Origin of the sequence: Actinoallomurus sp. NPDC052274 (assembly GCF_040679475.1) — a bacterium.
GTDB classification, from domain to species: Bacteria; Actinomycetota; Actinomycetes; order Streptosporangiales; family Streptosporangiaceae; genus Actinoallomurus; species Actinoallomurus liliacearum.
This window is the reverse complement of sequence record NZ_JBFAUT010000007.1, coordinates 157,661-171,466: the sequence shown is the minus strand read 5'-3', so window position 1 is coordinate 171,466 and position 13,806 is coordinate 157,661. Positions and strand designations below refer to the sequence as shown.

14 protein-coding genes are annotated in these 13,806 nt (G+C 72.6%); 7 read left to right on the top strand and 7 right to left on the bottom strand.

Going from position 1 to position 13,806, the window contains the following annotated elements; translation table 11 throughout:
* Positions 1–147: 147 nt before the first annotated feature.
* Genes AB0K82_RS08985 through AB0K82_RS08965 form a run of 5 tightly spaced genes read left to right on the top strand, consistent with a single transcriptional unit; the run spans position 148 to position 4,037 of the window.
* On the top strand, positions 148–981 hold the full coding sequence (locus AB0K82_RS08985; protein ID WP_364394552.1) for a glycosyltransferase: 834 nt from the start codon (positions 148–150) through the stop codon (positions 979–981).
* The gene (locus AB0K82_RS08980) at positions 978–1,874 is read left to right on the top strand and encodes a TIGR04282 family arsenosugar biosynthesis glycosyltransferase (RefSeq protein ID WP_364394550.1); all 897 of its coding nucleotides are present in this window, start codon (positions 978–980) and stop codon (positions 1,872–1,874) included. The genes AB0K82_RS08985 and AB0K82_RS08980 overlap by 4 nt, the downstream gene beginning before the upstream one ends.
* The gene (locus AB0K82_RS08975) at positions 1,871–2,485 is read left to right on the top strand and encodes a methyltransferase domain-containing protein (protein ID WP_364394548.1); all 615 of its coding nucleotides are present in this window, start codon (positions 1,871–1,873) and stop codon (positions 2,483–2,485) included. Before AB0K82_RS08980 ends, AB0K82_RS08975 begins: the two co-directional genes overlap by 4 nt.
* On the top strand, positions 2,455–3,615 hold the full coding sequence (locus tag AB0K82_RS08970) for a molybdopterin-dependent oxidoreductase (RefSeq protein ID WP_364394546.1): 1,161 nt from the start codon (positions 2,455–2,457) through the stop codon (positions 3,613–3,615). Before AB0K82_RS08975 ends, AB0K82_RS08970 begins: the two co-directional genes overlap by 31 nt.
* Positions 3,612–4,037, top strand: coding sequence for a hypothetical protein (locus AB0K82_RS08965; RefSeq protein ID WP_364394544.1), 426 nt, complete (start codon positions 3,612–3,614; stop codon positions 4,035–4,037). The genes AB0K82_RS08970 and AB0K82_RS08965 overlap by 4 nt, the downstream gene beginning before the upstream one ends.
* Positions 4,038–4,118: 81 nt before the next feature.
* Here the strand turns inward: AB0K82_RS08965 and AB0K82_RS08960 are convergent, their stop codons facing one another.
* The 3 genes from AB0K82_RS08960 to AB0K82_RS08950 form a co-directional block, all read right to left on the bottom strand.
* Positions 4,119–4,367, bottom strand: coding sequence for a hypothetical protein (locus AB0K82_RS08960; RefSeq protein WP_364394543.1), 249 nt, complete (start codon positions 4,365–4,367; stop codon positions 4,119–4,121).
* Positions 4,364–5,497: an inorganic phosphate transporter gene (locus AB0K82_RS08955; protein ID WP_364394542.1), complete on the bottom strand. Its 1,134-nt coding sequence runs from the start codon at positions 5,495–5,497 to the stop codon at positions 4,364–4,366. The genes AB0K82_RS08960 and AB0K82_RS08955 overlap by 4 nt, the downstream gene beginning before the upstream one ends.
* A gap of 227 nt (positions 5,498–5,724) precedes the next feature.
* Positions 5,725–6,363, bottom strand: a complete 639-nt coding sequence (locus AB0K82_RS08950; RefSeq protein WP_364394540.1) for an MBL fold metallo-hydrolase — start codon at positions 6,361–6,363, stop codon at positions 5,725–5,727.
* A gap of 84 nt (positions 6,364–6,447) precedes the next feature.
* Here AB0K82_RS08950 and AB0K82_RS08945 point away from each other — a divergent pair, with 84 nt between their 5' ends.
* Positions 6,448–6,870 carry a MarR family transcriptional regulator gene (locus tag AB0K82_RS08945; RefSeq protein ID WP_364394538.1) on the top strand — a complete coding sequence of 141 codons (423 nt, stop codon included), beginning with the start codon at positions 6,448–6,450 and terminating at the stop codon, positions 6,868–6,870.
* Positions 6,871–6,964: 94 nt separating this feature from the next.
* Here the strand turns inward: AB0K82_RS08945 and AB0K82_RS08940 are convergent, their stop codons facing one another.
* A complete protein-coding gene (locus tag AB0K82_RS08940; protein ID WP_364394536.1) occupies positions 6,965–8,014 on the bottom strand; it encodes a hypothetical protein in 1,050 nt (349 codons plus the stop codon).
* A 91-nt stretch (positions 8,015–8,105) separates the two neighbouring features.
* Positions 8,106–10,280 carry a hypothetical protein gene (locus AB0K82_RS08935; RefSeq protein WP_364394534.1) on the bottom strand — a complete coding sequence of 725 codons (2,175 nt, stop codon included), beginning with the start codon at positions 10,278–10,280 and terminating at the stop codon, positions 8,106–8,108.
* 201 nt (positions 10,281–10,481) lie between these two features.
* Between AB0K82_RS08935 and AB0K82_RS08930 the strand changes: the two genes are divergently transcribed.
* The gene (locus AB0K82_RS08930; RefSeq protein ID WP_364394532.1) at positions 10,482–10,871 is read left to right on the top strand and encodes an STAS domain-containing protein; all 390 of its coding nucleotides are present in this window, start codon (positions 10,482–10,484) and stop codon (positions 10,869–10,871) included.
* A 471-nt stretch (positions 10,872–11,342) separates the two neighbouring features.
* Here AB0K82_RS08930 and AB0K82_RS08925 read toward each other — a convergent pair whose 3' ends face one another.
* Both AB0K82_RS08925 and AB0K82_RS08920 read right to left on the bottom strand, forming a co-directional pair.
* Positions 11,343–12,143: a transglycosylase family protein gene (locus AB0K82_RS08925; protein ID WP_364394530.1), complete on the bottom strand. Its 801-nt coding sequence runs from the start codon at positions 12,141–12,143 to the stop codon at positions 11,343–11,345.
* Between the two features lie 211 nt (positions 12,144–12,354).
* A complete protein-coding gene (locus AB0K82_RS08920) occupies positions 12,355–13,746 on the bottom strand; it encodes a gluconate:H+ symporter (protein ID WP_364394528.1) in 1,392 nt (463 codons plus the stop codon).
* Between the last annotated feature and the right edge of the window lie 60 nt (positions 13,747–13,806).

Genomic DNA, 13,806 nt, shown 5'->3' with positions numbered 1-13,806 from the left:
GGCGGAACGCCCCTTCCGGCTCGGCGACCGCACCGGCGCACTAAAGCTGATCACGTATTCACACTAGGGCTGACCAGGGGGTTCGCGCCGTACACGTCATCACTCCGTAAGGGTTGTCCGCAGGGGTCCCGGCGTAGCGTCGTCGGCATGATCGACGTCGTACTGCCCTGCCTCGACGAGGCCGCCGCCCTGCCATGGGTGCTGACGCGGATGCCCGAGGGCCATCGCCCGATCGTGGTCGACAACGGCTCGACCGACGGCTCGGCGGAGGTCGCCGAAGCCCACGGCGCGCTCGTCGTCCACGAGCCGCGCCGCGGCTTCGGCGCCGCCTGCCATGCCGGGCTGCTGGCCGCGACCGCCGACATCGTCTGTTTCATGGACGCCGACGCCTCCCTCGACCCGGCAGACCTGCCCAAGGTCGTCGGACTGCTGACGGACGCCGCCCCGGACGCGCGGAGCGCGGACGCCTACCGCCCGGACGCGGCCCGCCTCCGGGCGGACCGTGCGAGCACGGACCGCACGGGCGCGGATCGCGTGGACGCCGACGCGGATCGCGTGGGCGTTGACCGCGTGGGCGTTGATCGCCTGGGCGTTGTCCGCGTGGGCGCGGGGTGTGTGGGCGAGGGCCGCGTGGGCGAAGTCGGTGCGGACCTGGCGCTGGGCCGGCGGCGGCCGGTGTCGTTTCGCGCCTGGCCGCCGCACGCCCGACTCGGCAACGCCATCGTCGCGCGCCGCGCCGGTCTGACCGACCTCGGCCCGATGCGGGCGGCGCGGCGGGCCCGTCTCCTCGACCTCGACCTGACCGACCGGCGATCCGGATACCCGCTGGAGATGGTGCTGCGCGCCCGTGCCCGGGGCTGGCGGATCGCCGAGACGGACGTCGCCTACCACCCCCGTACCGGCCGGTCGAAGGTCACCGGAACGGTCCGCGGCACGCTCCAGGCCGTCCGTGACATGCGGCGCGTACTGGAGGCCAGATGACCGCGCCGGCCGGAGACGGCATCACCACCTCCACCGGACAGCGCATCACCACCGCGGCCGGACAGCGCATCACCGCATCGGCCGGAGACGGGACCACCGCTCCTGCCCGGGACGGGACCACCGCTCCTGCCCGGGACGGGACCACCGCTCCTGCCGGGGACGGGATCACAACTCCCGCCGGCGGTGGCGTGACCGCTCCCGCCGACGGCGACGGGACGGGCCGGGAGACGGTATTCGGGGGCGCGACGACGCTGCTTGTGATCGCCAAGGAGCCGGTGCCCGGCCGGGTCAAGACCCGGCTGACGCCGCCGTACACGCCCGTCCAGGCGGCGACGCTGGCGGAGGCGGCGCTGGCCGACACCCTCGCCGCCGTCGCCGCGACCCCGGCGGCACGGCGGGTGCTGGTCCTCGCCGGCCGGCCGGGCCGGTGGCTGCCGGACGGGTTCGAGGTGATCCCGCAGCGCGGCGGCGGGCTCGACGAGCGGCTCGCGAACGCCTTCGCCGAGACGGACGGGCCCGCGGTCCTGGTCGGTATGGACACACCTCAGGTCACCCCGGCGGAGCTCGACCGGGCCGCTCGGAGCCTGGACGACGGCGACGCGGTGTTCGGCCCCGCCGCCGACGGCGGATTCTGGCTCCTGGGCCTGCGGCGACCCGATCCCCGTCTGCTCCTCGGCGTGCCGATGTCCCGTGCGGACACGGGGGCGCGTCAGCGCGCCCGGCTGCGCGGCCTGCGGGTCACGACCCTCGACACGCTGACCGACGTGGACACCGCCGCCGACGCCGTACGGGTGGCGGAGCGGGCGCCCGGCACCCGGTTCGCCGCCACGCTGGCGGCGATCAGTCGGACGCGGCACCTGGCGGCCGCCCCCACACGAGGAGCCGCGCGATGATCGGCGGGCTGTACGAAGGGTCGCTCGCGGGCCTCGGGTCGGTGGAGCTCGAGCACGCCGACGGGCGGCGGGAGCGCCTGCCTGTCGATCAGTGGTGCGACGGGCGGCCCGGCGACGACGCCCTCCTGGACCGGTGCGCCGGGCCGACGCTCGACGTCGGGTCCGGGCCGGGGCGGCTCACGGTCGCGCTCGCCGAGCGCGGGCTGCCCGCGCTCGGCATCGACATCACGCCGTACGCCGTCGAGATGACGCGCGCGGCGGGCGGGCTGGCCCTGCTCCGTGACGTGTTCGACCATGTCCCGGGCGCGGGGCGGTGGAAGACGGTGCTGCTCGCCGACGGCAACATCGGCATCGGCGGCGACCCGGCCGCGCTGCTGCGCCGCGTCGAGGCGCTGCTGCATCGGCGGGGTCGGGCGATCGCCGAGCTGGGCGCGGCGACGCGTACGGAGTGGGTGCGGCTCCGTGACGCGCGGCAGGTGAGCGACTGGTTCCGCTGGTCGCACGTCGCGCGCGACGCGGTCGGCGCGTACGCGGCAGAGGCCGGCCTGCGGGTGGCCGAGGTGTGGACGGAGGCCGGGCGATGCTTCGCCGACCTGACCCCGCTCGGCTGATCAGGGCCATCGGGCGGTTCGCCTCCCGCGAGCACGACGAACGGGACGAGCGGACCGCAGCGTGGCTCGGCGTGTGGCTCGGCGTCAGTTTCACGGTCGCGTTCGTGACCGGGCTGATCAGCCATTTCATGCAGCATCCACCAGGATGGGCGGTCTGGCCGTCACGGCCGGTCGGCCTGTACCGGCTCACCCAGGGCGCGCACGTGATCGGCGGTCTGGTCACGATCCCGCTGCTGCTCGCCAAGCTGTGGACCGTCTATCCGAGGCTGTGGCAGTGGCCACCGGTGCGCTCGGCCGGGCACGCGCTCGAACGCGCGCTGGTGCTTCCGCTCGTCGGCGGAGCGCTGTTCCAGCTCGTCACCGGACTGTTCAACATCGCTTACTTCTATCCGTTCCCGTTCTTCTTCACGGCGGCGCACTACTGGACGGCCTACATCGTCTTCGGCGCGCTGGTCATCCATGTCGCGAACGAGTGGGCCAAGGTGCGCGGCCTGCGCCCGGCCGCGTCACGGGGCGGTCCGGGGGCGCGTCCCGTGGGGCCCTCGCGCCGAGGGTTCCTCGCCACCGTCGCGGGAGCGTGCGGGCTGGTCGGGTTGACGACCGTCGGGGAGACGTTCACCCCGCTCGGCGGGCTCGCGCTGCTGGCCCCGCGCCGACCGGGTGTCGGGCCGCAGCGGCTGCCGGTGAACAAGACGGCGGCGGCCGCCGGCGTCACCCGGGACCGGGCCTGGCGACTCGCCGTCACCGGCGACGTGGCCCGCGAACTGTCCCTCTCCCTCGCCGAGCTGGAGGCGATGCCACGGCACGTCGTACGACTGCCGATCGCGTGCGTCGAGGGGTGGAGCGCGGAGGCGACCTGGGCCGGGGTACGGCTCCGCGACGTCCTCCACGCGGCGGGCGTCGACGCGGACGCGCGAGTCCGGGTGGAGTCGATGGAGGCGGGCGGGCGGTATCGCGTCTCGGAGGTCGACCCGCCGCACTGGCACGACGGGCTCACGCTCCTCGCCCTGGAGCTGAACGGCGAGCCCTTGTCGCTCGACCACGGGTACCCCTGCCGGCTGATCGCTCCGGACCGCCCCGGCGTGCTGCAGACCAAGTGGATCGCCCGGCTGGTGGTGCACACGTCATGAGAGGACGCCTCATCCCTTACGCTGCCGGCGCGACGCTGATCGGCGTCGGCGGCGTCGGGCTGCTGCGCGACGCCGCCGACACCCACCCGGCGGGCTGGCTGGTCTGGTTCGCGGGCGCGGCGCTCGTTCACGACCTGCTGCTGGTTCCGCTCGTCCTGTGCGTGGTGCTGCTCACCGGGCGGCTGCCGGCGTCGTACCGCCGGCCGATCCGCGTGTCGCTGGTGCTCGCGGCGTCCGTCTCGGCCGTGGCTCTGCCGATGGTGCTGGGGCTCGGCCGCCGGGCCGGGGACCCGTCGCGGCTCCCCCAGGCGTACGGGGTCCACCTGGCGGTGATCCTCGGCCTGATCGGCCTGGGGGGCGCCGTGGCCGTGGCGCTCCACTCCGCACGGCTCAGGCGGGGGCGGTCCCGCCGGTCACGGTAGGGCGGTCCCGGACCGGGAAAGGGCGGCCTCCCGCCCCGCCGGTTCCGGGCCGAGGCGACGGCGGCCGCCGGCCGGACCCGGTCAGTGGAACTGCGGGACGATCAGGTAGATGCCGTAGCAGACGATCAGTGCGCACGCCAGGAAGCACAGCCCGGCGGCGACGGCGCTGAGCGCGCCGTCCCGGCCGCGGCCGGTGCTCGCGGCCGGGCGCACCGACCAGGCGAGGACGCCGACCGCGAAGATCGCGACGATCGACACCCCGACGGCGAGGGCGACGAGGGCCACCTCTCCGAGGGCGCTCCACTTGATGTTCATCGCGCTGCCTCTCACACGGCGGAGGGTGACATGACCGCCGTGGTCGGCTGGTCGTTGACGTTCGCGGCGTGCACCGGATTCCGGCGGGACCCCACGTAGATCGCGGTGGCGACGGCGATGGCCGCGACTAGGACGACCACGATCCCCGCGGTGCCCTGCTGCGCCACCGCCGCGGCCAGCCCGCCGACCGTCGCGGCCGCGGGCAGGGTGAACACCCAGGCCAGGAGCATCCGGCCCGCGACGCTCCAGCGCACCTCCGCGAGCCGGCGGCCGATGCCCGCGCCGAGGATCGCGCCGGAGCAGACCTGCGTCGTCGACAGCGCGAACCCCAGGTGGGAGGAGGCCAGGATCACGGTCGTCGCGGAGGTCTCGGCCGCGAATCCCTGCGGAGACTGGATGTCGGCCAGCCCCCGGCCCATCGTGCGGATGATCCGCCAACCGCCGATGTACGTGCCGAGCGCGATCGCCAGCCCGGCCACCGTGACCACCCACCAGGGCGGCCCGGAGCCGTGGGAGAGCACGCCGGCGGAGATCAACGTGAGGGTGATGACGCCCATCGTCTTCTGGGCGTCGTTCGTGCCGTGCGCCAGCGACACCAGCGAGGCGGAGGCGATCTGCCCGACCCGGAAGCCCCGCGTGACCTCCCCCTGCCGGCCACGCCGCGTGATCACGTACGCCAGGTAGGTCCCCGTCACCGCGACCACGCCCGCGATCAGCGGTGAGGCGAGGGCGGGGATGAGGATCTTCTCCGTGACCACGGAGAAGTGGACGCCCTTCACGCCGGCGCCCACCCAGACGGCCCCGATGAGTCCCCCGAACAGCGCGTGGGAGGAGCTCGACGGCAGGCCGAACACCCAGGTCACGAGGTTCCACACGATGGCGCCCACGAGGCCCGCGAAGATCATCGCGGGCGTGACGAGCGAGTCGTCCACGATGCCGCCGGAGATGGTCTTGGCCACCTCGGTCGACAGGAACGCGCCGACCAGGTTGAGCGCGCCGGAGATCGCCACCGCGATCCGGGGAGGCAGCGCGCCGGTCGCGATGGAGGTCGCCATCGCGTTCGCGGTGTCGTGAAAGCCATTGGTGAAGTCGAAAGCCAAGGCCGTGAGCACCACGGCCACTACGAGGAACGACCAGTCGCCCATTCGATCCCGCCTTCTGTCGGCGGCCCACGTACCCAGCGAAGCGTAGGTTCACCCGCTGAACACGCCGTGAACCGTTCGGAACACCCGAGCCGGGAGACGGCGACGATGACGCGAAGACCGGTACGGGAGGCGGGGCCCGCCGCCTCCCACCCGGCAGATCCCCGCCTCCCCGCCCGGCAGATCCCCGCCTCCCCGCCCGGCAGATCTCCGGCCTCCCGCCCGGCGGATCAGAGCTCGACCGCGTCGCCCGGGGAGAGCCGGTCGTACGCCGTTCCGGTCCCCGGGCCGTTCTCCCCGAGCAGGCCGTTCACGACCGTCTTGCCGATCTCGCTGAGGACCTCGTCGTGCACGGAGAACGCGCGGTTCGGCTTGACCGCGCGGACGTAGTCGACGACCTCGGCGGCCTTCTGCCAGGGGCCGCTGATCGGCACCATGAGGTTGTCGACCGGCCGCTCCGGCAGGGTGAAGGCGTCGCCCGGGTGGAAGACGCGCCCGTCGACGAGGAACCCGACGTTCCCGATACGGGGGATGTCCGGGTGGATGACCGCGTGCCACTCGCCGTACACCTCGACGCCGATGCCGTCGATGTCGAAGGCGTCGCCGTGGCCGACGGCAGTGACCCGGCCGCCCAGGCCCTCGAGCTTGGCGGCGGTGGCACCGTTGGTCCAGACCCGCAGGCCCGGCGACGCGTCGAGCGCGGCGCGCAGCGCGCCCTCGTCGAAGTGGTCGAAGTGCTCATGGGTGATGAGCACCGCGTCGGCGCCGTCCAGCGCGCCCGGCCCGGTCAGCCCGCCGGGGTCCACCACCAGCGTCGTGCCGTCCTTCTCGATCCTGATGCAGGCGTGCCCCAGCTTCGTCAGTCGCATGGGCCGACCTCCCTCCGTTCCGGATTTGTACAGCAACGCTGTATATCAATGCCGAATATACAGCACGGCTGTAGAGTCTTCGGTGTGGACGAGGTGGACGTCAACGAGGTCGCCCATGAGCTGCGACTGGTCGTCGGGCGGCTGGTGCGCCGGGCCCGCCGCCCGGAGGACCTGCCCACGCCCCAGGCCGCCGTTCTGGGCCATCTCGATCGGGAAGGCGCCATGACCACCGCCGAGCTGGCCGACCGCCAGCGGGTGCGGCACCAGTCGATGGCCCGTACGGTCGGGCAGCTCACCGCCCTCGGCCTGATCGCCCCCGGCCCGCACCCGAGCGACGCCCGCAAGACCCTGCTCACCATCACCGACGCGGGCCGCGCCGAACTGCGGAGCCAGCGGACCAGGCGGGCCGGCTGGCTGGCCGAGGCGATGGCGAGTGAGCTCAGCCCCGAGGAGCGGCGGGAGCTGGCCCGCGCGGTCGCCCTCCTGGCCCGCCTGGCCGACCGCTGAACCGCCCATCCCGCAGGCCCCGGACGTCGTAGGCCCCGGAAAGCCGTACGGGCCCGGGACGTGGGTCCCGGGCCCGTACGGAGGGTGGAGAGGCTCAGCCGGCGCGGAGGAAGACGCCGTCGCCGGTCGGGTCGTCCGGGTCGCCCTGGGGGAACGAACCGCCGACCGACCAGACGGTCTTCGTGCCCGCCCGGTTCGCCAGCGCGGTCAGGCTGACGTCGTGCCCTACCGGACGCGGCGCGGCCGAGGAGGCGAACGCGTCACCCGTGACGTGGACGAGCGCCGGGTTCCACGCGCCCTGCAGGATCCACAGGCCGCCCGACCCGTCGGCCGCGGCCTTGGTGTACCCCACACCCTTCGTGGCGACGAAGGACTTGGACTTCGTGCCGGTCAGCCGCAGCGCCAGGGGCTTGTAGCAGGTGTCGTCGCCGTCCTCACCGCAGGACCACGACTGCGAGCCGACCGCCCAGACGTTCTTCCCCGACACGGTGATGTCGGCGAAGGACGTGGTCGCGTCGGATTCCGGCTTGGCCAGGGAGACGGTCTTGACGACCTTCCAGGACTTGCCGTTCCAGTGGGCCACCACGGCCTTGTCGCCGCTCGAGCCGCCCGCCCAGATGTTCTTGGCGGACACCGCGTGCACGGTGGCGATGTGGGCGGGGAGCTTGACGCTCGTCCACTTCTTGCCGTTCCAGTGGCGGGCGGTGGTACCGCCGTTCACCGCCCACACGTCGGAGGCGCTGACCACGTCGGCGTCGGTCGCGCGGAAGCCACCGGCGAACTTCGCGGACGTCCACTTCGTGCCGTTCCAGTGCACGACCGAGCCGTCCTCGCCGCCGAACGCCCAGACGCTCTTGCTCGACGAGGCGTCGACGACGGTCAGCGCCATCGACCAACTGGCGGGGAGCTTCACGTCCTTCCAGGTCGTCCCGGACAGGTGCTGGACGACCGGCCGCGTCTTGCCGCTGACGTACCGCTTGCCCACCGCCCAGGTGCTCCCGGTCGGCGTGACGGTGACGTCGCTCAGGACGTCGTCGCCCGGCAGTTTCGTCGTCTGGGTGACCCGCCACGTCGGAGTGGCCGCGTGCGCCGTGCCGGCGCCGATTCCGAGAGCCAGCGCAGCCGCGCCGGCCCCCACGATCATTCGTCGCATTCTCGCCCTTTCGCTGTCTCGAAGAGGACGCCGGACGTGATCTTCCGGTTCACCTGTTCGTTACTTCTCGGAGAATCGCGCCCTAACGCGATGAATCAGGCTCCTGGTCGGGGAACTCCGACAGCAGCCGTTCGGCCGCCTTCCGCACGCCCGGATCGGAGCCGTCCAGCAGCTCGGCCACGACGGGAAGAAGGGTCACGATTGTGGACCGAACGTGTTCGGGCCACTCTTCGGGCCGCTCTCCCGCGGCGACCGGTCCGGGAACGGCCCGCGCGAGATCCGTCACCAGGGACAGCAGGGGAATCCGGACGCGGTTCTCCGGGTCGGTGGCCATCAGGACGAGGAAGGGAACGGCCATCACGGTCGCCGGGAAGACCCTGCCGTCCTTGATCAGGGCCGTGCGCAGGTCCGCCAGCGCCACCACGGCGGTCTTGGCGTCGGCGGACGCCGCCGCGAGGATCCGTTCCGGGAGCTCGGTGGCCGGACCGCGCGCGCCCTCGATCTCCTCCCAGTCCAGCCGGAGCAGGTACGCGTTGAGCTCCCGCTTCGGCCACAGACGTTCGAGGTCGAGGCGCAGGGTGGCGGTCCCGCCGGCTCCGCCGACGGTCAGGGTCCCCTCCGGGTTCAGCGTGAGCGCCTCGATGCCCGGCCTGAGCTCGAGGGTCGCGGTCAGACCCGAGCCGTAGTCCCACACCCGGACGGTTCCCGTGCTCCAGGCGGCGACGATCGCCGGCCCCGTCTCCAGGCACTCGAGGCCGACCGCGACCACCGTGCCGCCGCGCCGCCAGAGGCCGACCACCTCCGGGTCCTCGACACCGGGCGCGCACACGTTCACCACACCGGACGCGTCCCCGCTCACCACCGTGCCACCCGGTCCGTCGAAGTGCCGGCAGGCGATCGCGGTCACCGGCGCGTCATGCGCGGTAGGGCCGAGCGGAACCGCCGAGGCCCCCACGTCCGCCGGGATCCCCGCATCCGCCGGGATCCCCACGTCCGCTGAGGTCTCCGCGTCCGCCGGGATCCCCACATCCGCTGAGGTCCCCACATCCGCTGAGGTCTCCGCGTTCGCCGGATCGTCCGGCCGGGGGACCGGCCAGAACTGCAGGCCGCCGGCCTGATCGCCCGCGACGACGCCGACGTCCGGGTCGGCGGCCCAGACCGTCAGCCCGGCCGGCCGGTCGGCGCCGCTCAGCACCGCCGGGGGCTCGAGCTCCGGAGCGGCGAACGGCTGGTCGGAGACGGTCTCGACGGTCCACCGTCCGTCGGCGTCGGTCTCGCCGGCGCGCAGGGACAGCGGCTCGGGCCCCGCCGGCTCGGCCTGGTCGGCCGGGTCCGGCCGGTCGGCCTGCGGGGACTGGATGTCGTCGGACCAGTCGACGCCGAGCGTACGGGCCAGGTCCTCAAGGGCCGTACGGGTCCGGCCGTGCACGAGGAGGGTGAAGTCGGCGTCCCCGTCGTCGAGGTAGATGATCGCGTCGGGTGCGCCGTAGGCGACGGTGTTGGCGCCGAGCTCGCGCCAGGGCAGCAGGCCGAGCTCCGGGAAGTCGCGCCGGATCCGGTCCACCAGGCCGGGCTCCGGGTCGTCCGGCCACACACTCCAGCCGTAGTGCCCGGGCAGTCGCATGACGGCCAGTTGCAGGAAGAACTCCGAGATCGACCGCGCCTGCACGGCCCAGCCCTCCCCGACGCTGACCAGCACCTTCGGGTCGGGAAGCGCAGCCTCGGCGGCGAGGTAGCCCCACTCGTTGCAGTACTGGTACTCCGCCTTGAACACGCAGAGCCGATGGTCGTCGTCCGGCCCGACGAACGGGTTGCCCGGCGGCAGCCCGTCGGAGACGCCGTATCCGGTGGGGTCCGGGCGCACCGTCGGCGGCCATTCCGGGTTCGTCCAGTACAGCCGGGGCCGGTAGGTGAAGGAGTTGAACGGCAGGTCCCACCACTCGTCCAGGGCCGCCGGGATCGGCAGCGTCAGGTCGACGCCGGCGAACTCGTCGTCCTCCTCGCCGGTCCACTCGCCCTTGAGACGGCGCACGTACGCGTGGTGCTCGGACTCCGACCAGCGCGGCCAGCGGGGTTCGCCGCCGGGCGGCTCGTATCCCCACTGCTCCTGGAAGGCGCGCAGCAGCTCCCACCGCGGGCCGGTGTCCGCCAGATGCTCGGCGAACTCGGCGGGCGTCATGCGGTCGCGGTCATCCCACCGCGGCATCACCCGCCGCAGCCGCTCGGCGAACCGCCGATAATCGATCATTTCCGGCACGGCGGCCAGCGTAGGGGCATCATTCGCCGATCGCACTTCGTGGGACCTTCGGCCCTAGCGCCTCCCGTCTCCGCTCGGCGAGCATGCTCTTATTCAGGCGGAGCACCGTGCGACGGCGATCCGGCGCCCGCGCCCGAAGGCAGGGCGCGCCAGGCTCCGCCGATCCGTGAGCGGGAGAATCCCATGGGGGAAGGGTTGCTCATGAGTTCGTCCGCGTTTGGCCGGGCCAGAGCCGTACGGGAGGAGCGGGAGAGCCTCGGCCCGCTGCTGGAGGCGATCGTTCAGGTGGGCCCGGGAGCGGCGCCGGTGGTGTCACTGTGCGGCGAACTCGACCTCGCGGGCGCGGACGCCTTCGAGGAACTGGTGCTCAACGTGATCCTCCGCCGCGGACCCGACGTGGTGATCGACGCCGCCGGTCTGGCGTTCTGCGACGCGCGGGGGCTGGGCGCTCTCGTGCGGTGCGCCAATGAGGCCGGCCGGACGGGGGGCCGGTTGACGCTCGCCCGGCCGAGTCATCGGCTGCGCCGCCTCATGCGCCTGGTCGACCTCGACCGGCTGCTGTACGTGGCCTCGGTCCCGGCACCTCGCTGACCTGGGCGAATCTGTTCGACATTGTCGACAGACCCATGTTGACGTGTCCTGATACGCCGAATACCTTCATTTACGCGTCGTGAAGACGCCGGCGGTCTTTCCGACGGCCGGCTCCGGCGCCCGCCCACGCAGGTGGCAAGAATCTCAGACCCGTATCGGGTCGTTCCCTCTCGCCCTGCGTACGGTCGCGGCCCAGGCTTGCCCCTTCCCCCGTTACGGGCGGGGTGCTCCCCCGCACCCCGCCCGGAGGAAGTCCCCTTCCCCCGGGTATGGGGAGGTACTGCCCCGTACCTCGCCCATGAAACCCCCATCCCCCGTTATGGGCGGGGCGCTCCCCCGGCGCCCCGCCCATAGAAAGCCCCCATTCCCCCATCACGGGCGGGGTGCTCCCCCGGCGCCCCGCCCACAGAAAGCCCCCATTCCCCCATCACGGGCGGGGCGCTCCCCCGGCGCCCCGCCCGTACGACCTCCTCAGCTGAACAGGTAGTGGCCGCAGTTCGGCCACTGGCCCTGCCAGCGGCCGTTCACCCGGTTGTAGAGAAGTTGCGCGCGGTAGGTCTGCTCGGCCGCCGGCGCGTCACTCGGCAGTCCCGATCCGCCGACCGTCGCCCAGGACTGCCGGTTGAACTGGTATAGCCCGTAGTACCCGGCCGAGTTCACCGCCCGCGGGTTGCCGCCCGACTCGCACTTGGCCAGCGCCGCCCAGTTGAGGCGGGCGGCCGAGCCGACGCCGCTCGGCTGCGGGCCGAGCGCGATGATCTGCGACACCGGCTTGCGCTTGATCTTCTGGTCGATGACGGCCTTGACCTTCTTGCCGTGCCGCCGGACGTACGCGGTGGTGACCATCTTGTAGCCGGATCGGCCCGTCCGGGTCACCTTCCGGCTGAAGGCGGGGAGCTTGCCGTCCTTCTTCTCGATCGTGGACGCCGGGATCACGACCTTGGTGGTCTTGGGCGCGGACAACAGCCGCAGCACCTTGATCGTCGCGGCCGGAGCGGCGTCCGCGGCGGGCGTGACCAGGTCGTACTTGCCCAGCTGAATGCCCACCTGGGCGAGGACGTCGCGGACGGTCGCCGCCGTCGTCATCGTCTCGGCCTTCTTCTTGCGGTCGACGAGGACGACGACCTTGACCGGTGTCGCCGTCGGCTTCACCGCCGCGTCGCGCGGCGCGACCGCCGCCACGTCCTTCTTGCCGTCACCGGCCTTGCCTCCACAGGCCGAGGCGGTGATCGCGAGCATCGTCAGACCGGTGACCAACAGGGAACGGCGCACATTTCCTCCGTATCGGCAGCCCCCGTACCGGCCAGACCATAGCGGAGCGTACGACCGCATTCGCCACAAGCGACGAATTTCATCCCGATATCGATCAGTCAGCGCCGACGGCAACTACTCCCCACAAAAGCAACGCGGGCCGCCCGGGCCGTGAAACCGCGCGGGCGCCGCCGCCCCTCGGGACCACGGGGCGGCGGCGCCGATCGGCGGGCTAGACGATGAGCGACAGGAGGAGCACGAGGACGAAGGCGACGACGGAGATGATCGTCTCCATCAGCGACCAGGTCTTGACGGTCTGGCCGACGTTCAGCCCGAAGTACTCCTTGACCAGCCAGAATCCGGCGTCGTTGACGTGGCTGAAGAACAGCGAGCCCGCGCCGACCGCCAGCACGAGCAGCGCCGTGTGCGAGCTCGACATCCCGCTCGCCAGCGGGGCGACCAGGCCGGCCGCCGAGACCGTCGCGACGGTCGCCGAACCGGTGGCGAGCCGGATGGCGACGGCGATCAGCCAGCCGAGGACCAGCGCCGGGATCGACCAGTGCTTGGAGAAGTCGACGATCATCTGACCCACGCCGATGTCGACGAGCGTCTGCTTGAAACCGCCACCCGCGGCGACGATCAGGAGCACGCCCGCGATCGGCGCGAGGGAGCTGTCGACGACGGACGAGAGGCGTTCACGGGTGAAGCCGGCGGGGCGGCCCAGCGTGAACAGAGCGAGGATGACGGCGGCCAGCAGGGCGATCACCGGAGTGCCGATCACGTCGGCGACCCGCTGGGTCATGTTCTTCGGGTCGTCGATCACGATGTCGACCAGCGCCTTGACCAACATGAGCGCGACCGGCAGCAGCACCGTGACGAGGGTCGCGCCGAAGCCGGGGCGCCGCCCCGTCTCCTCCGCGTTCGGCTGCGGCACCATCCGGTCGGGGGCCGGGACGTCGACCCACCGCGCCGCGTACCTGGAGAAGAGCGGGCCCGAGATCACCACCGTCGGGATGGCGACCAGGATGCCCAGCGCCAGCGTGACGCCCAGGTCGGCGTGGACGGCGCCGATCGCGGCGAGCGGCCCGGGGTGCGGGGGGATCAGGCCGTGCATGACCGACAGGCCGGCGAGGGCCGGGACGCCGATGCGCATCAGCGAGTGGTTCCCGCGCTTGGCGACGAGCAGCACCACCGGGATCAGCAGGACGATGCCGACCTCGAAGAACAGCGGCAGCCCGACGACACCGGCGATCAGGACCATCGCCCAGGGCATGGCCCGGCCGCTCGCCCTGGCGAGGATGGTGTCGACGATCTGGTCGGCGCCGCCCGAGTCGGCCAGCAGCTTGCCGAGGATGGAGCCGAGGGCGATCAGCACGCCCACGCTGGCGACGGTGCTGCCGAGCCCCTTGGTGAAGCTGTCGACCACCTTGTCCAGAGGGGCGGCCGCGACCGCTCCGAGCACCAGCGAGCCGATCGTGAGGGAGAGGAAGGCGTGCATCTTGAACGCCGTGATCAGCACGACGATCACGGCGATGCCCGCGAGGACGGCGATCAGTAGTTGAGCGTGCCCGGCCGAGGTGATCGGCGGGGGTGCCGCGTCGGCGAGGGGGGTGAGGGGGACCAAGGCCTGACCTCCAGAGGGTCGGGCAGGCCGGCGGTGCCGGCGGGGGGTTGAACTGGGGCT

Excerpts from the sequence above, each read along its gene's own strand:
- AB0K82_RS08985 (WP_364394552.1), top strand. The coding sequence starts at position 148 with ATGATCGACGTCGTACTGCCCTGCCTCGACGAGGCCGCCGCCCTGCCA.
- AB0K82_RS08980 (WP_364394550.1), top strand. The coding sequence starts at position 978 with ATGACCGCGCCGGCCGGAGACGGCATCACCACCTCCACCGGACAGCGC.
- AB0K82_RS08975 (WP_364394548.1), top strand. The coding sequence starts at position 1,871 with ATGATCGGCGGGCTGTACGAAGGGTCGCTCGCGGGCCTCGGGTCGGTG.
- AB0K82_RS08970 (WP_364394546.1), top strand. The coding sequence starts at position 2,455 with ATGCTTCGCCGACCTGACCCCGCTCGGCTGATCAGGGCCATCGGGCGG.
- AB0K82_RS08965 (WP_364394544.1), top strand. The coding sequence starts at position 3,612 with ATGAGAGGACGCCTCATCCCTTACGCTGCCGGCGCGACGCTGATCGGC.
- AB0K82_RS08955 (WP_364394542.1), bottom strand. The coding sequence starts at position 5,497 with ATGGGCGACTGGTCGTTCCTCGTAGTGGCCGTGGTGCTCACGGCCTTG.
- AB0K82_RS08950 (WP_364394540.1), bottom strand. The coding sequence starts at position 6,363 with ATGCGACTGACGAAGCTGGGGCACGCCTGCATCAGGATCGAGAAGGAC.
- AB0K82_RS08940 (WP_364394536.1), bottom strand. The coding sequence starts at position 8,014 with ATGATCGTGGGGGCCGGCGCGGCTGCGCTGGCTCTCGGAATCGGCGCC.
- AB0K82_RS08930 (WP_364394532.1), top strand. The coding sequence starts at position 10,482 with ATGAGTTCGTCCGCGTTTGGCCGGGCCAGAGCCGTACGGGAGGAGCGG.